At 50.8% G+C, this 17,289-nt stretch carries 30 protein-coding genes; 28 read left to right on the top strand and 2 right to left on the bottom strand.

All coding sequences use genetic code 11. The features are described 5' to 3' along the window. Positions 1-2 precede the first annotated feature (2 nt). A complete protein-coding gene (locus JTI98_RS03125; protein WP_042998388.1) occupies positions 3-203 on the top strand; it encodes a YheV family putative zinc ribbon protein in 201 nt (66 codons plus the stop codon). 94 nt (positions 204-297) lie between these two features. Beyond that, complete coding sequence (gene slyD / locus JTI98_RS03120; RefSeq protein WP_042322804.1) at positions 298-894, top strand: peptidylprolyl isomerase; 597 nt, start codon at positions 298-300, stop codon at positions 892-894. 197 nt (positions 895-1,091) lie between these two features. Here slyD and JTI98_RS03115 read toward each other — a convergent pair whose 3' ends face one another. Continuing rightward, entirely contained in the window at positions 1,092-1,310 is a 219-nt protein-coding gene (locus JTI98_RS03115; RefSeq protein WP_042998387.1) for a protein SlyX, read from the bottom strand. 223 nt (positions 1,311-1,533) lie between these two features. Between JTI98_RS03115 and fkpA the strand changes: the two genes are divergently transcribed. From fkpA to bfr, 11 genes are all read left to right on the top strand, one after another. Further along, complete coding sequence (gene fkpA / locus JTI98_RS03110) at positions 1,534-2,361, top strand: FKBP-type peptidyl-prolyl cis-trans isomerase (protein WP_044263781.1); 828 nt, start codon at positions 1,534-1,536, stop codon at positions 2,359-2,361. Between the two features lie 166 nt (positions 2,362-2,527). Beyond that, positions 2,528-3,250, top strand: coding sequence for a transcriptional regulator (locus JTI98_RS03105; RefSeq protein WP_042286247.1), 723 nt, complete (start codon positions 2,528-2,530; stop codon positions 3,248-3,250). Continuing rightward, a complete protein-coding gene (gene tusD / locus JTI98_RS03100) occupies positions 3,250-3,636 on the top strand; it encodes a sulfurtransferase complex subunit TusD (RefSeq protein WP_216081906.1) in 387 nt (128 codons plus the stop codon). Before JTI98_RS03105 ends, tusD begins: the two co-directional genes overlap by 1 nt. Continuing rightward, positions 3,636-3,995 (top strand): sulfurtransferase complex subunit TusC, encoded by a 360-nt coding sequence (gene tusC, locus JTI98_RS03095; RefSeq protein ID WP_216081905.1) that lies wholly within the window; start codon positions 3,636-3,638, stop codon positions 3,993-3,995. Before tusD ends, tusC begins: the two co-directional genes overlap by 1 nt. Before the next feature lie 7 nt (positions 3,996-4,002). Beyond that, the gene (gene tusB, locus JTI98_RS03090; RefSeq protein WP_216081904.1) at positions 4,003-4,290 is read left to right on the top strand and encodes a sulfurtransferase complex subunit TusB; all 288 of its coding nucleotides are present in this window, start codon (positions 4,003-4,005) and stop codon (positions 4,288-4,290) included. A gap of 125 nt (positions 4,291-4,415) precedes the next feature. Next, positions 4,416-4,790: a 30S ribosomal protein S12 gene (gene rpsL / locus JTI98_RS03085; RefSeq protein WP_000246815.1), complete on the top strand. Its 375-nt coding sequence runs from the start codon at positions 4,416-4,418 to the stop codon at positions 4,788-4,790. A 96-nt stretch (positions 4,791-4,886) separates the two neighbouring features. Next, positions 4,887-5,357 (top strand): 30S ribosomal protein S7, encoded by a 471-nt coding sequence (rpsG, locus tag JTI98_RS03080; RefSeq protein ID WP_042998382.1) that lies wholly within the window; start codon positions 4,887-4,889, stop codon positions 5,355-5,357. Positions 5,358-5,453: 96 nt separating this feature from the next. Further along, on the top strand, positions 5,454-7,568 hold the full coding sequence (gene fusA, locus JTI98_RS03075) for an elongation factor G (protein WP_042322790.1): 2,115 nt from the start codon (positions 5,454-5,456) through the stop codon (positions 7,566-7,568). A gap of 70 nt (positions 7,569-7,638) precedes the next feature. Beyond that, complete coding sequence (gene tuf, locus JTI98_RS03070) at positions 7,639-8,823, top strand: elongation factor Tu (RefSeq protein WP_042998381.1); 1,185 nt, start codon at positions 7,639-7,641, stop codon at positions 8,821-8,823. Positions 8,824-9,004: 181 nt separating this feature from the next. After that, positions 9,005-9,199, top strand: a complete 195-nt coding sequence (gene bfd, locus JTI98_RS03065; RefSeq protein WP_012135433.1) for a bacterioferritin-associated ferredoxin — start codon at positions 9,005-9,007, stop codon at positions 9,197-9,199. Between the two features lie 72 nt (positions 9,200-9,271). Next, on the top strand, positions 9,272-9,748 hold the full coding sequence (gene bfr / locus JTI98_RS03060; RefSeq protein ID WP_042998380.1) for a bacterioferritin: 477 nt from the start codon (positions 9,272-9,274) through the stop codon (positions 9,746-9,748). Here the strand turns inward: bfr and JTI98_RS03055 are convergent. Next, positions 9,732-10,214 carry an A24 family peptidase gene (locus JTI98_RS03055; protein ID WP_042998379.1) on the bottom strand — a complete coding sequence of 161 codons (483 nt, stop codon included), beginning with the start codon at positions 10,212-10,214 and terminating at the stop codon, positions 9,732-9,734. The two genes, bfr and JTI98_RS03055, sit on opposite strands and share 17 nt — an antisense overlap. Before the next feature lie 378 nt (positions 10,215-10,592). Here JTI98_RS03055 and rpsJ point away from each other — a divergent pair, with 378 nt between their 5' ends. From rpsJ to rpsN, 15 genes are all read left to right on the top strand, one after another. Beyond that, on the top strand, positions 10,593-10,904 hold the full coding sequence (gene rpsJ / locus JTI98_RS03050) for a 30S ribosomal protein S10 (RefSeq protein ID WP_001181005.1): 312 nt from the start codon (positions 10,593-10,595) through the stop codon (positions 10,902-10,904). 32 nt (positions 10,905-10,936) lie between these two features. Further along, complete coding sequence (rplC, locus tag JTI98_RS03045; protein ID WP_042998378.1) at positions 10,937-11,566, top strand: 50S ribosomal protein L3; 630 nt, start codon at positions 10,937-10,939, stop codon at positions 11,564-11,566. Between the two features lie 10 nt (positions 11,567-11,576). Continuing rightward, positions 11,577-12,182, top strand: a complete 606-nt coding sequence (gene rplD / locus JTI98_RS03040; protein WP_000424395.1) for a 50S ribosomal protein L4 — start codon at positions 11,577-11,579, stop codon at positions 12,180-12,182. Beyond that, complete coding sequence (gene rplW / locus JTI98_RS03035; protein ID WP_000617546.1) at positions 12,179-12,481, top strand: 50S ribosomal protein L23; 303 nt, start codon at positions 12,179-12,181, stop codon at positions 12,479-12,481. The genes rplD and rplW overlap by 4 nt, the downstream gene beginning before the upstream one ends. Before the next feature lie 17 nt (positions 12,482-12,498). Continuing rightward, positions 12,499-13,320, top strand: a complete 822-nt coding sequence (rplB, locus tag JTI98_RS03030) for a 50S ribosomal protein L2 (RefSeq protein WP_000301864.1) — start codon at positions 12,499-12,501, stop codon at positions 13,318-13,320. A 16-nt stretch (positions 13,321-13,336) separates the two neighbouring features. Continuing rightward, positions 13,337-13,615, top strand: a complete 279-nt coding sequence (gene rpsS, locus JTI98_RS03025) for a 30S ribosomal protein S19 (RefSeq protein WP_001138117.1) — start codon at positions 13,337-13,339, stop codon at positions 13,613-13,615. A gap of 14 nt (positions 13,616-13,629) precedes the next feature. Continuing rightward, complete coding sequence (rplV, locus tag JTI98_RS03020; RefSeq protein ID WP_000447529.1) at positions 13,630-13,962, top strand: 50S ribosomal protein L22; 333 nt, start codon at positions 13,630-13,632, stop codon at positions 13,960-13,962. A gap of 17 nt (positions 13,963-13,979) precedes the next feature. Next, the gene (gene rpsC / locus JTI98_RS03015) at positions 13,980-14,681 is read left to right on the top strand and encodes a 30S ribosomal protein S3 (RefSeq protein WP_000529945.1); all 702 of its coding nucleotides are present in this window, start codon (positions 13,980-13,982) and stop codon (positions 14,679-14,681) included. Between the two features lie 12 nt (positions 14,682-14,693). Further along, positions 14,694-15,104: a 50S ribosomal protein L16 gene (gene rplP / locus JTI98_RS03010; protein WP_000941208.1), complete on the top strand. Its 411-nt coding sequence runs from the start codon at positions 14,694-14,696 to the stop codon at positions 15,102-15,104. Next, positions 15,104-15,295, top strand: a complete 192-nt coding sequence (gene rpmC, locus JTI98_RS03005) for a 50S ribosomal protein L29 (RefSeq protein WP_000644742.1) — start codon at positions 15,104-15,106, stop codon at positions 15,293-15,295. Before rplP ends, rpmC begins: the two co-directional genes overlap by 1 nt. Continuing rightward, complete coding sequence (rpsQ, locus tag JTI98_RS03000) at positions 15,295-15,549, top strand: 30S ribosomal protein S17 (protein WP_002438707.1); 255 nt, start codon at positions 15,295-15,297, stop codon at positions 15,547-15,549. Before rpmC ends, rpsQ begins: the two co-directional genes overlap by 1 nt. A 162-nt stretch (positions 15,550-15,711) precedes the next feature. Further along, the gene (gene rplN, locus JTI98_RS02995) at positions 15,712-16,083 is read left to right on the top strand and encodes a 50S ribosomal protein L14 (RefSeq protein WP_000613954.1); all 372 of its coding nucleotides are present in this window, start codon (positions 15,712-15,714) and stop codon (positions 16,081-16,083) included. A 10-nt stretch (positions 16,084-16,093) separates the two neighbouring features. Beyond that, positions 16,094-16,408 (top strand): 50S ribosomal protein L24, encoded by a 315-nt coding sequence (gene rplX / locus JTI98_RS02990; protein ID WP_015962742.1) that lies wholly within the window; start codon positions 16,094-16,096, stop codon positions 16,406-16,408. A gap of 14 nt (positions 16,409-16,422) precedes the next feature. Beyond that, positions 16,423-16,962 (top strand): 50S ribosomal protein L5, encoded by a 540-nt coding sequence (rplE, locus tag JTI98_RS02985; RefSeq protein ID WP_001096206.1) that lies wholly within the window; start codon positions 16,423-16,425, stop codon positions 16,960-16,962. Positions 16,963-16,976: 14 nt separating this feature from the next. Continuing rightward, positions 16,977-17,282 (top strand): 30S ribosomal protein S14, encoded by a 306-nt coding sequence (rpsN, locus tag JTI98_RS02980; RefSeq protein ID WP_001118929.1) that lies wholly within the window; start codon positions 16,977-16,979, stop codon positions 17,280-17,282. Positions 17,283-17,289: the final 7 nt, after the last annotated feature.

The following is a 17,289-nucleotide window of genomic DNA, read 5'->3' as shown; positions in this document are numbered from 1 at the left end:
GTATGGCAATTCGTAAACGTTTTATTGCAGGGGCGAAATGCCCTTCCTGCCAGGCGCAGGATTCTCTGGCGATGTGGCGCGAGAATAATATCGATATTGTTGAATGCGTTAAGTGCGGACATCAGATGCGGGAAGCGGATAAAGAAGTCCGCGATCACGTTCGCAAAGAAGAGCAAGTGATTGGGATCTTTCATCCAGACTAGCGATATGGCCCGAGATTTTTTAAGCTAAAGGGTACACAGGTGCAGATTTCCGCTACAATCTGCGCCAGCAATTTTCCCACGCTCAGGAGATATCATGAAAGTAGCAAAAGACCTGGTGGTCAGCCTGGCCTATCAGGTACGTACAGAAGACGGTGTGTTGGTTGATGAGTCTCCGGTGAGTGCGCCGCTGGACTACCTGCATGGTCACGGTTCCCTGATCTCTGGCCTGGAAACAGCGCTGGAAGGTCACGATGTTGGCGACAAATTCGATGTTGCGGTAGGCGCGAACGACGCTTACGGTCAGTATGATGAAAACCTGGTGCAGCGCGTTCCAAAAGACGTCTTCATGGGCGTTGATGAGCTGCAGGTTGGCATGCGTTTCCTGGCGGAAACTGACCAGGGTCCGGTACCGGTAGAAATTACCGAAGTGGAAGACGACCACGTTGTGGTTGACGGCAACCACATGCTGGCGGGTCAGAATCTGAAATTCAACGTTGAAGTTGTGGCGATCCGCGAAGCGACCGAAGAAGAACTGGCTCACGGCCACGTTCACGGTGCGCACGGTCACGACCATGACCACGATCACGACGGCTGCTGCGGCGGTCACGGCCATGATCACGGTCACGAGCACGGCGGCGAAGGCTGCTGCGGTGGCGGCGGTAAAGGCAACGGCGGCTGCGGTTGCCACTAATACCCGTCGTCTTTCAAACCACCGCAGCGTTGGCTGCGCTTTCGAACCCCGGTCACATAGTTTTCTATGCTCCCGGGGCTTGCTCAAGCTTGCCGCCTTGCGGTGACTCGAAATCCTTTGGGTATTTATGAGACCGTCCGATAAGTGTTGGTGCCATCGGATACAAGAAAGCGGGTTTAACCCGCTTTTTTTACGTCTCAATAATGAGGCGGTGGCGTCTCTTCGGCCTGGGAGGCGATGTGGGAAGGCTGGCTCGCTTTGAGCTTTTCCGTCAGCAGTCGCAGATGATCGCGCAATTTGGCCATTTCCATCTCGTGAGCGGTTACCGTTACGTTGAGCTCTTCAATGGTGATTTCCTGAAAAGCCAGCCGACTTTCCAGCTCGGCCAGCCGGGTTTCCATCGTTGTGTCCTGCATGATTCACCTCATCGATTGTCTCTGGTCGCGGCGGATTCTACTTAACTTTGTCTGAATACACAGCCCTGATTCAGTCTTGTCGAAACTAATTTAAACAAAAAGAGTCTCAAAAGTAGCGAGAATCAGGCATGTCCGTATGTTGATTTGTTCAACAACGCTTTATAGTACGCTTCTCATAGTAAAGTTAACCATGGGGTGAGATGCCCCGGCCCTGGAGATATGGATGAAATCACTGTTTAAAGTCACTTTGCTGGCGACCACGATGGCCGTTGCTCTGCACGCCCCGATCACCTTCGCAGCGGACGCCGCAAAACCGGCCGCCGCCGCTGCTGACAGCAAAGCTGCGTTCAAAAATGACGACCAGAAATCGGCTTACGCACTGGGTGCATCGCTGGGTCGCTATATGGAAAACTCCCTGAAAGAACAGGAAAAACTGGGCATCAAACTGGACAAAGACCAGCTGATCGCCGGTGTGCAGGATGCGTTTGCTAATAAGAGCAAACTGTCTGACCAGGAAATCGAGCAGACTCTGCAGGCTTTTGAAGCACGCGTGAAAGCTTCCGCCCAGGCGAAGATGGAAAAAGACGCAGCTGACAACGAAGCCAAAGGTAAAGAGTTCCGCACCAAGTTTGCGAAAGAGAAAGATGTGAAGACCTCTTCGACTGGCCTGCTCTACAAAGTTGAGAAAGCCGGTACAGGCGAAGCGCCGAAAGACAGCGACACGGTGGTGGTGAATTACAAAGGTACGCTGATCGACGGTAAAGAGTTTGATAACTCCTACACCCGTGGCGAACCGCTCTCTTTCCGTCTGGACGGTGTGATCCCTGGCTGGACTGAAGGTCTGAAGAACATTAAGAAAGGTGGGAAGATTAAGATGGTCATCCCACCAGAACTGGCTTACGGTAAAACCGGCGTTCCGGGGATCCCGGCTAACTCCACGCTGGTATTCGACGTAGAACTGTTGGATATCAAGCCAGCACCGAAGGCGGATGCCAAGCCAGAAGCAGCAGCTGAAGCTGATGCAAAAGCAGCAGATGCCGCTAAAAAATAAAAACTGAGAACCGCCGCCGAACAGAGCGGCGGTTTTTTTTGTGCAGGCCGGATATAATTAATAGTGGAAAGTGGAACCACCACTGTATTAATTTAATCATCCACAAAATTAATGAGCCTGCCCTGAAAACATAACGACAGGCTCCTGAAAAGGAGTGTTTTTTTTCATGTCCAGGTCGCTTTTAACCAACGAAACCAGTGAGCTTGATTTACTGGATCAACGTCCTTTCGATCAAACCGACTTTGATATTCTGAAATCCTACGAAGCGGTGGTGGACGGGTTAGCGATGCTCATTGGTTCCCACTGTGAAATCGTATTGCACTCTTTGCAGGATTTGAAATGTTCCGCCATTCGCATTGCCAACGGCGAACATACGGGACGAAAAATCGGTTCGCCGATTACTGACCTTGCGTTGCGGATGCTGCACGATATGACCGGTGCAGATAGCAGCGTCTCCAAATGCTACTTTACCCGTGCGAAAAGCGGCGTTCTGATGAAGTCAGTGACGATTGCCATTCGCAATCGCGAGCATCGTGTGATTGGTCTGCTGTGCATCAACATGAACCTTGATGTCCCGTTTTCGCAGATCATGAATACCTTTATTCCCCCGGAGACCCCGGAAGTGGGATCGTCTGTTAACTTCGCCTCTTCCGTGGAAGATCTGGTGACGCAGACGCTGGAGTTCACCATTGAAGAGGTGAACGCCGATCGTAATGTCTCCAATAATGCCAAGAACCGCCAGATCGTCCTGAATCTGTATGAGAAGGGTATCTTCGATATTAAGGACGCCATCAATCAGGTCGCCGATCGTCTGAACATCTCCAAGCACACCGTGTACCTCTATATTCGCCAGTTCAAGAGCGGCGACTTTCAGGGGCAAGATAAGTAATGCGTTTTGCCATTGTGGTTACCGGTCCAGCGTATGGTACCCAGCAGGCGAGCAGCGCATTGCAGTTTGCTCAGGCTTTGCTTGAAGAAGGCCATACGTTAAGCAGCGTCTTTTTCTATCGGGAAGGGGTGTATAACGCCAACCAGTTGACCTCTCCGGCCAGTGATGAATTTGATCTGGTCCGGGCCTGGCAACAAATGAATACACAGCATGGCGTTGAGCTGAACATTTGTGTGGCGGCGGCGCTGCGCCGCGGTGTGGTAGATGAAACAGAAGCGGGCCGACTGGGACTGGCGTCCGCCAATCTGCAGCCGGGTTTTACCCTCAGCGGACTGGGCGCGTTGGCACAAGCCTCATTGACCTGCGATCGCATGGTACAGTTTTGATGAAACGTATTGCCTTTGTCTTTTCCACCGTGCCGCACGGTAGTGCTTCTGGCCGTGAAGGGCTGGACGCGCTGTTGGCGACGTCGGCGTTAACTGAAGAGATCGGCGTCTTCTTTATAGGTGATGGCGTCTTTCAAATCCTGCAGGGACAAAAGCCGGATGTGATTCTGGCCCGCGACTATATTGCGACCTTCAAACTGCTGGGATTGTACGATATCGAACAGTGCTGGTTATGCGCCGCCTCGCTGCGCGAGCGTGGACTCGAAGACGGGGCCAGTTTTGTCGTTGAGACGACGCCGCTGGAACCAGACGCGTTGCGTCGTGAACTGGGCAACTACGATGTCATCCTGAGATTCTGAGGTTTTCATGCTGCATACTTTACACCGCTCCGCGTGGCACTCTGATTTCTCTGCAATCCTGCGCTTGCTTGTAGAAGGGGATGAACTTTTGTTGCTCCAGGATGGCGTTACCACCGCAGTCGAAGGCTGTCGCTTCCTTGAAAGCCTGCAAAACACCCCCATAACGGTATATGCACTGAAAGAAGACATTGACGCTCGGGGTTTGGGTGGTCAAATTTCAGACAGTGTCGTCAGGGTTGACTATACTGACTTCGTCAGACTTACGGTTAAGCACGCCAGCCAGATGGCCTGGTGATTGTGTGATCGTTGTATATTTCTTGACACCTTTTCGACACCGCCCTAAAATTCGGCGTCCTCATATTGTATGAGGTCGTTTTATTACGTGTTTACGAAGCAAAAGCTAAAACCAGGAGCTATTTAATGGCAACAGTTAACCAGCTGGTACGCAAACCACGCGCTCGCAAAGTTGCAAAAAGCAACGTGCCTGCGCTGGAAGCATGCCCGCAAAAACGTGGTGTATGTACTCGTGTATATACTACCACTCCTAAAAAACCGAACTCCGCACTGCGTAAAGTATGCCGTGTTCGTCTGACTAACGGTTTCGAAGTGACTTCCTACATCGGTGGTGAAGGTCACAACCTGCAGGAGCACTCCGTGATCCTGATCCGTGGCGGTCGTGTTAAAGACCTCCCGGGTGTTCGTTACCACACCGTACGCGGTGCGCTTGACTGCTCCGGCGTTAAAGACCGTAAGCAAGCTCGCTCCAAGTATGGCGTGAAGCGTCCTAAGGCTTAATGGTTCTCCGTTAAGTAAGGCCAAACGTTTTAACTTAAATGTCAAACTAAACTCGTAGAGTTTTGGACAATCCTGAATTAACAACGGAGTATTTCCATGCCACGTCGTCGCGTCATTGGTCAGCGTAAAATTCTGCCGGATCCGAAGTTCGGATCAGAACTGCTGGCTAAATTTGTAAATATCCTGATGGTAGATGGTAAAAAATCTACTGCCGAAACAATCGTATACAGCGCGCTGGAGACCCTGGCTCAGCGTTCTGGTAAATCTGAACTGGAAGCTTTCGAAGTAGCTCTCGAAAACGTGCGCCCGACTGTCGAAGTTAAGTCTCGCCGCGTTGGTGGTTCTACTTATCAGGTACCAGTTGAAGTCCGTCCGGTTCGTCGTAATGCCCTGGCAATGCGTTGGATCGTTGAAGCTGCTCGTAAACGCGGTGATAAATCCATGGCTCTGCGCCTGGCGAACGAACTTTCCGATGCTGCAGAAAACAAAGGTACTGCAGTTAAGAAACGTGAAGACGTTCACCGTATGGCCGAAGCCAACAAGGCGTTCGCACACTACCGTTGGTAATCCCTTCGGAGTTTTAGTCACCAGGCGGGCGCTTCCAGTAAGCAGCCCGCTTTGGGCTACTTAAATTGAACGCCTAAAAGATAAACGAGGAATCAAATGGCTCGTACAACACCCATCGCACGCTACCGTAACATCGGTATCAGTGCGCACATCGACGCCGGTAAAACCACTACTACCGAACGTATTCTGTTCTACACCGGTGTAAACCATAAAATCGGTGAAGTTCATGACGGCGCAGCCACCATGGACTGGATGGAGCAGGAGCAGGAACGTGGTATTACTATCACTTCCGCAGCGACTACTGCATTCTGGTCTGGTATGGCTAAGCAGTATGAACCGCATCGCGTAAACATCATCGACACCCCGGGGCACGTTGACTTCACTATCGAAGTAGAACGTTCCATGCGTGTTCTTGATGGTGCGGTAATGGTTTACTGCGCAGTTGGTGGTGTTCAGCCGCAGTCTGAAACCGTATGGCGTCAGGCAAACAAATATAAAGTTCCACGCATTGCGTTCGTTAACAAAATGGACCGTATGGGTGCGAACTTCCTGAAAGTTGTTGGTCAGATCAAAACCCGTCTGGGCGCGAACCCTGTTCCGCTGCAGCTGGCGATTGGCGCTGAAGAAGCGTTCACCGGTGTTGTTGACCTGGTGAAAATGAAAGCCATCAACTGGAACGAAGCAGATGCAGGCGTTACCTTCACTTACGAAGATATCCCGGCTGACATGCAGGAACTGGCTGAAGAATGGCACCAGAACCTGATCGAGTCCGCAGCGGAAGCTTCTGAAGAGCTGATGGAGAAATACCTGGGTGGTGAAGAACTGACTGAAGAAGAGATCAAAAAAGCTCTGCGTCAGCGCGTTCTGAACAACGAAATCATCCTGGTAACCTGTGGTTCTGCATTTAAGAACAAAGGTGTTCAGGCGATGCTGGATGCGGTAATTGATTACCTGCCATCCCCGGTTGACGTACCTGCGATCAACGGTATCCTGGACGACGGTAAAGACACGCCTGCTGAGCGTCACGCAAGCGACGAAGAGCCTTTCTCTGCACTGGCATTCAAAATCGCTACTGACCCGTTCGTGGGTAACCTGACCTTCTTCCGTGTGTACTCCGGTGTGGTTAACTCTGGTGATACCGTACTGAACTCCGTGAAAGCTGCACGTGAGCGTTTTGGTCGTATCGTTCAGATGCACGCTAACAAACGTGAAGAGATCAAAGAAGTTCGCGCGGGCGACATCGCTGCTGCGATCGGTCTGAAAGACGTAACCACTGGTGACACCCTGTGTGACCCGGATGCGCCGATCATTCTGGAGCGTATGGAATTCCCTGAGCCGGTAATCTCCATCGCCGTAGAACCGAAAACCAAAGCTGACCAGGAAAAAATGGGTCTGGCTCTGGGCCGTCTGGCTAAAGAAGACCCGTCATTCCGCGTATGGACTGACGAAGAATCTAACCAGACCATTATCGCCGGTATGGGTGAACTGCACCTCGACATCATCGTTGACCGTATGAAGCGTGAATTCAACGTTGAAGCGAACGTCGGTAAACCTCAGGTTGCTTACCGCGAAGCGATTCGTGCGAAAGTTACCGATATCGAAGGTAAACACGCCAAGCAGTCTGGTGGTCGCGGTCAGTATGGTCATGTTGTTATCGACATGTACCCGCTGGAGCCGGGTTCTAACCCGAAAGGCTACGAGTTCATCAACGACATTAAAGGTGGTGTAATCCCTGGCGAATACATCCCTGCCGTTGATAAAGGTATCCAGGAGCAGCTGAAAGCCGGTCCGCTGGCAGGTTACCCGGTTGTTGATATGGGTGTTCGTCTGCACTTCGGTTCTTACCATGACGTTGACTCCTCTGAACTGGCGTTTAAACTGGCTGCGTCTATTGCCTTTAAAGAAGGCTTTAAGAAAGCTAAACCAGTTCTGCTTGAGCCAATCATGAAGGTTGAGGTAGAAACGCCGGAAGAAAACACCGGTGATGTTATCGGTGACTTGAGCCGTCGTCGCGGTATGCTGCGCGGTCAGGAATCCGAAGTCACTGGCGTTAAGATCCACGCTGAAGTTCCGCTGTCTGAAATGTTCGGATATGCAACTCAGCTGCGTTCTCTGACCAAAGGTCGCGCATCATACACTATGGAATTCCTGAAGTATGATGATGCACCGAACAACGTTGCTCAGGCCGTAATCGAAGCCCGTGGTAAATAATCCACAGGATTAAAACCTAAGTCCCGTGCTCTCTCCACAAGGGGAGAGCGCTATAGTAAGGAATATAGCCGTGTCTAAAGAAAAATTTGAACGTACAAAACCGCACGTTAACGTCGGCACCATCGGCCACGTTGACCACGGTAAAACTACCCTGACTGCTGCAATCACTACCGTACTGGCTAAAACCTACGGCGGTGCTGCTCGTGCATTCGACCAGATCGATAACGCGCCGGAAGAAAAAGCTCGTGGTATCACCATCAACACTTCTCACGTTGAATATGACACCCCGACTCGCCACTACGCACACGTAGACTGCCCGGGCCACGCCGACTATGTTAAAAACATGATCACCGGTGCTGCGCAGATGGACGGCGCGATCCTGGTTGTTGCTGCGACTGACGGCCCGATGCCGCAGACTCGTGAGCACATCCTGCTGGGTCGTCAGGTAGGCGTTCCGTACATCATCGTGTTCCTGAACAAATGCGACATGGTTGATGACGAAGAGCTGCTGGAACTGGTAGAAATGGAAGTTCGTGAACTTCTGTCTCAGTACGATTTCCCGGGCGACGACACCCCGATCGTTCGTGGTTCTGCTCTGAAAGCGCTGGAAGGCGACGCAGAGTGGGAAGCGAAAATCATCGAACTGGCTGGCTTCCTGGATTCTTACATCCCGGAACCAGAGCGTGCGATTGACAAGCCGTTCCTGCTGCCGATCGAAGACGTATTCTCCATCTCCGGTCGTGGTACCGTTGTTACCGGTCGTGTAGAACGCGGTATCATCAAAGTGGGCGAAGAAGTTGAAATCGTTGGTATCAAAGAGACTGCCAAGTCTACCTGTACTGGCGTTGAAATGTTCCGCAAACTGCTGGACGAAGGCCGTGCGGGTGAGAACGTTGGTGTTCTGCTGCGTGGTATCAAACGTGAAGAAATCGAACGTGGTCAGGTACTGGCTAAGCCGGGTTCCATCAAGCCGCACACCAAATTCGAATCTGAAGTGTACATCCTGTCCAAAGACGAAGGCGGCCGTCATACTCCGTTCTTCAAAGGCTACCGTCCGCAGTTCTACTTCCGTACAACTGACGTGACTGGTACCATCGAACTGCCGGAAGGCGTTGAGATGGTAATGCCGGGCGACAACATCAAAATGGTTGTTACCCTGATCCACCCGATCGCGATGGACGACGGTCTGCGTTTCGCAATCCGTGAAGGCGGCCGTACTGTAGGTGCGGGCGTTGTTGCTAAAGTAATGAGCTAATAATTACTCATTAGTCCTGCACTTAAAAAGGGCGCTTCGGCGCCCTTTTTGCTGCCCGTTATTTGACTTGTCACATTTCTTCGCAATTTTAACTCCGCTCCCGTTACGTAGAGATAATTGTGCTATTGTAATTATAACTATTCTCATTTACACTTTGCGCAGAAATTGAACGGGAGCGATCATGTACGTTTGTTTGTGTAATGGTGTAAGTGATAAAAAAATTCGCCAGGCGGTACGTCAGTTTCATCCTCAATCCTTCCAGCAGTTACGCAAGTTTATTCCTGTGGGAAATCAATGCGGTAAATGCGTTCGTGCGGCACGCGAAGTCATGCAGGATGAATTAATGCAAATGCCAGAATTTAAAGAGATCGCCTGAGTCACACTCTTTTTTTTGACATCCCTGTAGCCCCATCTATGCTCTGGAGAGTGGAAGCGGAGGGACTATAAAATGAAAGGTGATGTTAAAATCATAAATTATCTCAATAAACTATTGGGAAATGAGCTTGTCGCGATCAACCAGTATTTTCTCCATGCACGTATGTTCAAAAATTGGGGCCTGACTCGCCTCAATGAGATCGAATACCATGAATCCATCGATGAAATGAAACACGCGGATAAATATATTGAGCGTATTTTGTTTCTGGAAGGGATCCCGAACCTACAGGATCTCGGCAAATTGGGGATTGGCGAAGATGTCGAAGAGATGCTGCAGTCCGATCTTCGGTTAGAGCTCGAAGGGGCGAAAAACTTACGTGAAGCTATCGCCTATGCCGATACCGTTCATGATTATGTCAGCCGGGATATGATGATCGAAATCCTTGCGGATGAAGAAGGACATATCGACTGGCTGGAGACAGAACTGGATCTCATCTCGAAAATTGGCCTGCAAAATTATCTGCAGTCGCAAATCAAAGTGACCAGCTAATCGCCCCTGAGGTGAGACGACAATATCCGGTGATGAAACCCGCAGCTGCCAGAAATGGCCCAAAAGGCAGCGGGTTTTTTAATGCCGATTTTCCATGCACTATCCCCACAACCACGATACCGAAACACCCCAGTAGTGCCGCCCAAAAGACTAATGAAGGCAAAAACATCCACCCATGCCAGGCACCTAGTGCGGCAAGGAATTTCACATCACCATAGCCGAGTCCTTCTCGCTTACGAAGCAGCCAATAACTCCAGTAGATAAAGGCAAAGCTGGCGTAACCCGCGACGGCGCCCCATACGGCATCGGCAAGTTGTGTCGGGATGATACACAGGTGAAAGATGAATCCACCCCACAGCAACGGGCAGGTAAACCGGTCCGGCAGTCGTCTGCTGCGCATATCGCAGAAACTCAGAGTCAAAGACAATGCGGTATACAGCAGCAGAAAGGGTAGGGCAGCAGACATCGTGTCATCCTCCATCAACCATGGCGTTACTTTAAAGAAGGTTGATAAAGGAGCAAGGCGCTATTATGGGTATTGCGGGATGCTTTCCAGTAAACCCGCTGCGTTTCTTTCACAACATACAATCCCGGAACCCTGTTCGCATTACGCGCGAAGTGTTTAATATCTACGCGACACTTGCTTCAGACTGATATTTGCGTATAATGCGCGGGCTTGTCTTAATTGACGGCAGGTTCGATCTGAACCTTGGATAGCCGATTTGGCTGTCTAACAATGCTCCCAATCGGGGAGCTACGTAAGAACGGTTACACTCTCCCATCAATCGTAATGGGTCTGAGGAGTAATCATTTTCGTTTATAAAATAATTGGAGCTCTGGTCTCATGCAGAACCAAAGAATCCGTATCCGCCTTAAAGCGTTTGATCATCGTCTGATCGATCAATCAACCGCGGAAATCGTCGAGACTGCTAAGCGCACTGGTGCGCAAGTCCGTGGTCCGATCCCGCTGCCGACCCGCAAAGAGCGTTTCACCGTTCTGATCTCTCCGCACGTCAACAAAGACGCGCGTGATCAGTACGAGATTCGTACTCACAAGCGTCTGGTTGACATCGTTGAGCCAACTGAAAAAACCGTTGATGCTCTGATGCGTCTGGACCTGGCTGCCGGTGTAGACGTGCAGATCAGCCTGGGTTAATCAGGTCATCGAGCGATTGAGAGGTTGATACAATGATTGGTTTAGTCGGTAAAAAAGTGGGTATGACCCGCATCTTCACTGAAGATGGCGTATCTATCCCAGTAACCGTAATCGAAGTTGAAGCAAACCGCGTTACTCAGGTTAAAGATCTGGCTAGCGATGGCTATCGTGCTATTCAGGTTACCACGGGTGCTAAAAAAGCTAACCGTGTAACCAAGCCGGAAGCTGGTCACTTTGCTAAAGCTGGCGTAGAAGCTGGCCGCGGCCTGTGGGAGTTCCGTCTGGCAGATGGTGAAGAATTCACTGTTGGTCAGAGCATTAGCGTTGAACTGTTTGCTGACGTTAAAAAAGTTGACGTAACCGGTACCTCTAAAGGTAAAGGTTTCGCAGGTACCGTTAAGCGCTGGAACTTCCGTACCCAGGACGCGACTCACGGTAACTCCTTGTCTCACCGCGTTCCGGGTTCTATCGGTCAGAACCAGACTCCGGGCAAAGTGTTCAAAGGCAAGAAAATGGCAGGCCAGATGGGTAACGAGCGTGTAACCGTTCAGAGCCTTGACGTAGTACGCGTTGACGCTGAGCGCAACCTGCTGCTGGTTAAAGGTGGTGTTCCGGGTGCAACCGGTTGCGACCTGATCGTTAAACCAGCTGTGAAGGCGTAAGGGGATAGCAATGGAATTAGTATTGAAAGACGCGCAGAGCGCGCTGACTGTTTCCGAAACTACCTTCGGTCGTGATTTCAACGAAGCGCTGGTTCACCAGGTTGTTGTTGCTTATGCAGCTGGTGCTCGTCAGGGTACTCGTGCTCAGAAGACTCGTGCTGAAGTAACTGGTTCAGGCAAAAAACCGTGGCGTCAGAAAGGTACCGGCCGTGCGCGTTCAGGTTCTATCAAGAGCCCGATCTGGCGTTCCGGTGGCGTAACCTTCGCTGCTCGTCCGCAGGACCACAGTCAAAAAGTTAACAAAAAGATGTACCGCGGCGCGCTGAAAAGCATTCTGTCCGAACTGGTACGTCAGGATCGTCTGATCGTTGTCGAGAAGTTCTCTGTTGAAGCGCCTAAAACTAAGCTGCTGGCACAGAAACTGAAAGACATGGCTCTGGAAGATGTGCTGATCATCACCGGTGAGCTGGACGAAAACCTGTTCCTGGCTGCGCGCAACCTGCACAAGGTTGACGTACGCGATGCAACTGGTATCGACCCGGTTAGCCTGATCGCCTTCGACAAAGTCGTAATGACTGCTGATGCTGTTAAGCAAGTTGAGGAGATGCTGGCATGATTCGTGAAGAACGTCTGCTGAAGGTGCTGCGTGCACCGCACGTTTCTGAAAAAGCGTCTACTGCGATGGAAAAAACTAACACCATCGTTCTCAAAGTTGCTAAAGACGCGACCAAAGCAGAGATCAAAGCTGCTGTGCAGAAACTGTTTGAAGTCGAAGTCGAAGTCGTTAACACCCTGGTTGTTAAAGGGAAAGTTAAACGTCACGGACAGCGTATCGGTCGTCGTAGCGACTGGAAAAAAGCTTACGTCACCCTGAAGGAAGGCCAGAATCTGGACTTCGTTGGCGGCGCTGAGTAAGTCGGAGGAGTAATACAATGGCAGTTGTTAAATGTAAACCGACATCTCCGGGTCGTCGCCACGTAGTTAAAGTGGTTAACCCTGAGCTGCACAAGGGCAAACCTTTTGCTCCGTTGCTGGAAAAAAACAGCAAATCCGGTGGTCGTAACAACAATGGCCGTATCACCACCCGTCATATCGGTGGTGGCCACAAGCAGGCATACCGTATTGTTGACTTCAAACGCAACAAAGATGGTATTCCGGCAGTTGTTGAACGTCTTGAGTACGATCCGAACCGTTCCGCGAACATCGCGCTGGTTCTATACAAAGACGGTGAGCGCCGTTACATCCTGGCCCCTAAAGGCCTGAAAGCGGGCGACCAGATCCAATCTGGCGTTGATGCTGCAATCAAACCAGGCAACACCCTGCCGATGCGCAATATCCCGGTTGGTTCTACCGTTCATAACGTAGAAATGAAACCAGGTAAAGGCGGTCAGCTGGCACGTTCCGCTGGTACTTACGTTCAGATCGTTGCTCGTGATGGTGCTTATGTCACCCTGCGTCTGCGTTCTGGTGAAATGCGTAAAGTCGAAGCAGACTGCCGTGCAACTCTGGGCGAAGTTGGCAATGCTGAGCATATGCTGCGCGTTCTGGGTAAAGCAGGTGCTGCACGCTGGCGTGGTGTTCGTCCGACCGTTCGCGGTACCGCGATGAACCCAGTCGACCACCCACATGGTGGTGGTGAAGGTCGTAACTTTGGTAAGCACCCGGTAACCCCGTGGGGCGTTCAGACCAAAGGTAAGAAGACCCGCAGCAACAAGCGTACTGATAAATTCATCGTACGTCGCCGTAGCAAATAATTTTAGAGGATAAGCCATGCCACGTTCTCTCAAGAAAGGTCCTTTTATTGACCTGCACTTGCTGAAGAAGGTAGAGAAAGCGGTGGAAAGCGGAGACAAGAAGCCCCTGCGCACTTGGTCCCGTCGTTCAACGATCTTTCCTAACATGATCGGTTTGACCATCGCTGTCCATAATGGTCGTCAGCACGTTCCAGTATTTGTAACCGATGAAATGGTCGGTCACAAACTGGGTGAATTCGCACCGACTCGTACTTATCGCGGCCATGCTGCTGATAAAAAAGCGAAGAAGAAATAAGGTAGGAGGAAGAGATGGAAACTATCGCTAAACATCGCCATGCTCGTTCTTCTGCTCAGAAGGTTCGCCTTGTTGCTGACCTGATTCGCGGTAAGAAAGTGTCGCAGGCTCTGGATATTCTGACCTACACCAACAAGAAAGCGGCTGTACTGGTCAAGAAGGTACTGGAATCTGCCATTGCTAACGCTGAACACAACGATGGCGCTGACATTGACGATCTGAAAGTTACGAAAATTTTCGTAGACGAAGGCCCGAGCATGAAGCGCATTATGCCGCGTGCAAAAGGTCGTGCAGATCGCATCCTGAAGCGCACCAGCCACATCACTGTGGTTGTGTCCGATCGCTGAGACTCTGGAGACTAGCAATGGGTCAGAAAGTACATCCTAATGGTATTCGCCTGGGTATTGTAAAACCATGGAACTCTACCTGGTTTGCGAACACCAAAGAATTCGCTGACAACCTGGACAGCGATTTTAAAGTACGTCAGTACCTGACTAAGGAACTGGCTAAAGCGTCCGTATCTCGTATCGTTATCGAGCGTCCGGCTAAGAGCATCCGTGTGACTATTCACACTGCTCGCCCGGGTATCGTTATCGGTAAGAAAGGTGAAGACGTAGAAAAACTGCGTAAGGTCGTAGCGGATATCGCTGGCGTTCCTGCACAGATCAATATCGCCGAAGTTCGTAAACCTGAACTGGACGCAAAACTGGTTGCTGACAGCATCACTTCTCAGCTGGAACGTCGTGTTATGTTCCGTCGTGCGATGAAGCGTGCTGTACAGAACGCAATGCGTCTGGGCGCTAAAGGGATCAAAGTTGAAGTTAGCGGCCGTCTGGGCGGCGCGGAAATCGCACGTACCGAATGGTACCGCGAAGGTCGCGTACCGCTGCACACTCTGCGTGCTGACATCGACTACAACACCTCTGAAGCGCACACTACTTACGGTGTAATCGGCGTTAAGGTATGGATCTTCAAAGGCGAGATCCTGGGTGGTATGGCTGCTGTTGAACAACCGGAAAAACCGGCTGCTCAACCTAAAAAGCAGCAGCGTAAAGGCCGTAAATAAGGAGCGTCGCTGATGTTACAACCAAAGCGTACAAAATTCCGTAAAATGCACAAAGGCCGTAACCGCGGTCTGGCTGCTGGCGCGGATGTTAGCTTCGGCAGCTTCGGTCTGAAAGCTGTTGGCCGTGGTCGTCTGACTGCCCGTCAGATCGAAGCAGCACGTCGTGCTATGACCCGTGCAGTTAAGCGTCAAGGTAAGATCTGGATCCGTGTATTCCCGGACAAACCGATCACTGAAAAGCCGCTGGCAGTGCGTATGGGTAAAGGTAAAGGTAACGTGGAGTATTGGGTTGCCTTGATTCAGCCGGGTAAAGTCCTGTATGAAATGGACGGCGTACCGGAAGAGCTGGCCCGTGAAGCATTCAAGCTGGCAGCAGCGAAACTGCCGATTAAAACCACCTTTGTAACTAAGACGGTGATGTAATGAAAGCAAAAGAGCTGCGTGAGAAGAGTGTTGAAGAGCTGAACACCGAGCTGCTGAACCTGCTGCGTGAGCAGTTCAACCTGCGTATGCAGGCTGCAAGTGGCCAGCTGCAACAGTCTCACCTGTTGAAGCAAGTGCGTCGTGATGTCGCACGCGTTAAGACTTTACTGACTGAGAAGGCGGGTGCGTAATGACCGATAAAATCCGTACTCTGCAAGGTCGCGTTGTTAGCGACAAAATGGAGAAATCCATTGTTGTTGCTATCGAACGTTTTGTGAAACACCCGATCTACGGTAAATTCATTAAGCGTACGACCAAACTGCACGTACATGACGAGAACAACGAATGCGGTATCGGCGACAAGGTTGAAATCCGTGAATGCCGTCCGCTGTCCAAGACTAAGTCCTGGACGCTGGTTCGCGTTGTAGAGAAAGCGGTTCTGTAATACAGTACGCGTTCTCAACGAATAAACGGCTCAGCGATGGGCCGTTTATTTTTTCTACCCATATCCTGAGAGCGGTGTTATAATGCCGCGCCCTCGATATGGGGCTTTTTTAACGACCTGATTTCGGGTCTCAGTAGTAGTTGACATTAGCGGAGCACTAAAATGATCCAAGAACAGACTATGCTGAACGTCGCCGACAACTCCGGTGCACGTCGCGTAATGTGTATCAAGGTTCTGGGTGGCTCGCACCGTCGCTACGCAGGCGTAGGCGACATCATCAAGATCACCATCAAAGAAGCAATTCCGCGTGGTAAGGTCAAAAAAGGTGATGTGCTGAAGGCGGTAGTGGTGCGCACCAAGAAGGGTGTTCGTCGCCCGGACGGTTCTGTCATTCGCTTCGATGGTAATGCATGCGTTATTTTAAACAATAACAGCGAGCAGCCTATCGGTACGCGTATTTTTGGGCCGGTAACTCGTGAACTTCGCAACGAGAAGTTCATGAAAATTATCTCTCTGGCACCAGAAGTACTCTAAGGAGCGAATCATGGCAGCGAAAATCCGTCGTGATGACGAAGTTATCGTGTTAACCGGTAAAGATAAAGGTAAACGCGGTAAAGTTAAGAATGTCCTGTCTTCCGGCAAGGTCATCGTTGAAGGTATCAACCTGGTTAAGAAACACCAGAAGCCGGTTCCGGCTCTGAACCAACCAGGCGGCATTGTAGAGAAAGAAGCAGCTATTCAGATCTCTAACATTGCAATCTTCAATGCGGCAACCGGCAAGGCTGACCGTGTAGGCTTTAGATTCGAAGACGGCAAAAAAGTCCGTTTCTTCAAGTCTAACAGCGAAACTATCAAGTAATTTGGAGTAGTACGATGGCGAAACTGCATGATTACTACAAAGACGAAGTAGTTAATAAACTCATGACTGAGTTTAACTACAATTCTGTCATGCAAGTCCCTCGGGTCGAGAAGATTACCCTGAACATGGGTGTTGGTGAAGCGATCGCTGACAAGAAACTGCTGGATAATGCAGCAGCTGATCTGACAGCAATCTCCGGTCAAAAGCCGTTGATCACCAAAGCACGCAAATCTGTTGCAGGCTTCAAAATCCGTCAGGGCTATCCGATCGGCTGTAAAGTAACTCTGCGTGGCGAACGCATGTGGGAGTTCTTTGAGCGCCTGATCACTATTGCTGTACCGCGTATCCGTGACTTCCGTGGCTTGTCCGCTAAGTCATTCGACGGTCGTGGTAACTACAGCATGGGTGTCCGTGAGCAGATCATCTTCCCAGAAATCGACTACGATAAAGTCGACCGCGTTCGTGGTTTGGATATTACCATTACCACTACTGCGAAATCTGACGAAGAAGGCCGTGCTCTGCTGGCTGCCTTTGACTTCCCGTTCCGCAAGTAAGGTAGGGTTACTGAATGGCTAAGCAATCAATGAAAGCACGCGAAGTAAAACGCGTAGCTTTAGCTGATAAATACTTCGCGAAACGCGCTGAACTGAAAGCGATCATCTCTGATGTGAACGCTTCCGACGAAGATCGTTGGAACGCTGTTCTTAAGCTGCAGTCTCTGCCGCGTGATTCCAGCCCGTCTCGTCAGCGTAACCGCTGCCGTCAAACAGGTCGTCCACATGGTTATGTGGGCAAGTTCGGGTTGAGCCGTATCAAGCTACGTGAAGCCGCTATGCGCGGTGAAGTACCAGGCTTGAAAAAGGCTAGCTGGTAATTGTCAC

Source organism: Citrobacter sp. MGH 55, assembly GCF_016906145.1.
Lineage (GTDB): Bacteria > Pseudomonadota > Gammaproteobacteria > Enterobacterales > Enterobacteriaceae > Citrobacter_A > Citrobacter_A amalonaticus.
The sequence above is the reverse complement of the archived record's forward strand: the minus strand, read 5'-3'. Positions and strand labels throughout refer to the sequence as shown.

Bases quoted from the DNA above. Each gene is read 5' to 3' on its own strand.
- rplC (WP_042998378.1), top strand. From the start codon at position 10,937: ATGATTGGTTTAGTCGGTAAAAAAGTGGGTATGACCCGCATCTTCACT.
- rpsJ (WP_001181005.1), top strand. From the start codon at position 10,593: ATGCAGAACCAAAGAATCCGTATCCGCCTTAAAGCGTTTGATCATCGT.
- rpsN (WP_001118929.1), top strand. From the start codon at position 16,977: ATGGCTAAGCAATCAATGAAAGCACGCGAAGTAAAACGCGTAGCTTTA.
- JTI98_RS03125 (WP_042998388.1), top strand. From the start codon at position 3: ATGGCAATTCGTAAACGTTTTATTGCAGGGGCGAAATGCCCTTCCTGC.
- fusA (WP_042322790.1), top strand. From the start codon at position 5,454: ATGGCTCGTACAACACCCATCGCACGCTACCGTAACATCGGTATCAGT.
- slyD (WP_042322804.1), top strand. From the start codon at position 298: ATGAAAGTAGCAAAAGACCTGGTGGTCAGCCTGGCCTATCAGGTACGT.
- rplE (WP_001096206.1), top strand. From the start codon at position 16,423: ATGGCGAAACTGCATGATTACTACAAAGACGAAGTAGTTAATAAACTC.
- tusC (WP_216081905.1), top strand. From the start codon at position 3,636: ATGAAACGTATTGCCTTTGTCTTTTCCACCGTGCCGCACGGTAGTGCT.
- rpsQ (WP_002438707.1), top strand. From the start codon at position 15,295: ATGACCGATAAAATCCGTACTCTGCAAGGTCGCGTTGTTAGCGACAAA.
- rplP (WP_000941208.1), top strand. From the start codon at position 14,694: ATGTTACAACCAAAGCGTACAAAATTCCGTAAAATGCACAAAGGCCGT.
- rplD (WP_000424395.1), top strand. From the start codon at position 11,577: ATGGAATTAGTATTGAAAGACGCGCAGAGCGCGCTGACTGTTTCCGAA.
- rpsL (WP_000246815.1), top strand. From the start codon at position 4,416: ATGGCAACAGTTAACCAGCTGGTACGCAAACCACGCGCTCGCAAAGTT.
- rplX (WP_015962742.1), top strand. From the start codon at position 16,094: ATGGCAGCGAAAATCCGTCGTGATGACGAAGTTATCGTGTTAACCGGT.
- tusD (WP_216081906.1), top strand. From the start codon at position 3,250: ATGCGTTTTGCCATTGTGGTTACCGGTCCAGCGTATGGTACCCAGCAG.
- tusB (WP_216081904.1), top strand. From the start codon at position 4,003: ATGCTGCATACTTTACACCGCTCCGCGTGGCACTCTGATTTCTCTGCA.
- JTI98_RS03055 (WP_042998379.1), bottom strand. From the start codon at position 10,214: ATGTCTGCTGCCCTACCCTTTCTGCTGCTGTATACCGCATTGTCTTTG.
- JTI98_RS03115 (WP_042998387.1), bottom strand. From the start codon at position 1,310: ATGCAGGACACAACGATGGAAACCCGGCTGGCCGAGCTGGAAAGTCGG.
- JTI98_RS03105 (WP_042286247.1), top strand. From the start codon at position 2,528: ATGTCCAGGTCGCTTTTAACCAACGAAACCAGTGAGCTTGATTTACTG.
- rplN (WP_000613954.1), top strand. From the start codon at position 15,712: ATGATCCAAGAACAGACTATGCTGAACGTCGCCGACAACTCCGGTGCA.
- rplW (WP_000617546.1), top strand. From the start codon at position 12,179: ATGATTCGTGAAGAACGTCTGCTGAAGGTGCTGCGTGCACCGCACGTT.
- rplV (WP_000447529.1), top strand. From the start codon at position 13,630: ATGGAAACTATCGCTAAACATCGCCATGCTCGTTCTTCTGCTCAGAAG.
- bfr (WP_042998380.1), top strand. From the start codon at position 9,272: ATGAAAGGTGATGTTAAAATCATAAATTATCTCAATAAACTATTGGGA.
- rpsG (WP_042998382.1), top strand. From the start codon at position 4,887: ATGCCACGTCGTCGCGTCATTGGTCAGCGTAAAATTCTGCCGGATCCG.
- bfd (WP_012135433.1), top strand. From the start codon at position 9,005: ATGTACGTTTGTTTGTGTAATGGTGTAAGTGATAAAAAAATTCGCCAG.
- rpsS (WP_001138117.1), top strand. From the start codon at position 13,337: ATGCCACGTTCTCTCAAGAAAGGTCCTTTTATTGACCTGCACTTGCTG.
- rpmC (WP_000644742.1), top strand. From the start codon at position 15,104: ATGAAAGCAAAAGAGCTGCGTGAGAAGAGTGTTGAAGAGCTGAACACC.
- fkpA (WP_044263781.1), top strand. From the start codon at position 1,534: ATGAAATCACTGTTTAAAGTCACTTTGCTGGCGACCACGATGGCCGTT.
- rplB (WP_000301864.1), top strand. From the start codon at position 12,499: ATGGCAGTTGTTAAATGTAAACCGACATCTCCGGGTCGTCGCCACGTA.
- rpsC (WP_000529945.1), top strand. From the start codon at position 13,980: ATGGGTCAGAAAGTACATCCTAATGGTATTCGCCTGGGTATTGTAAAA.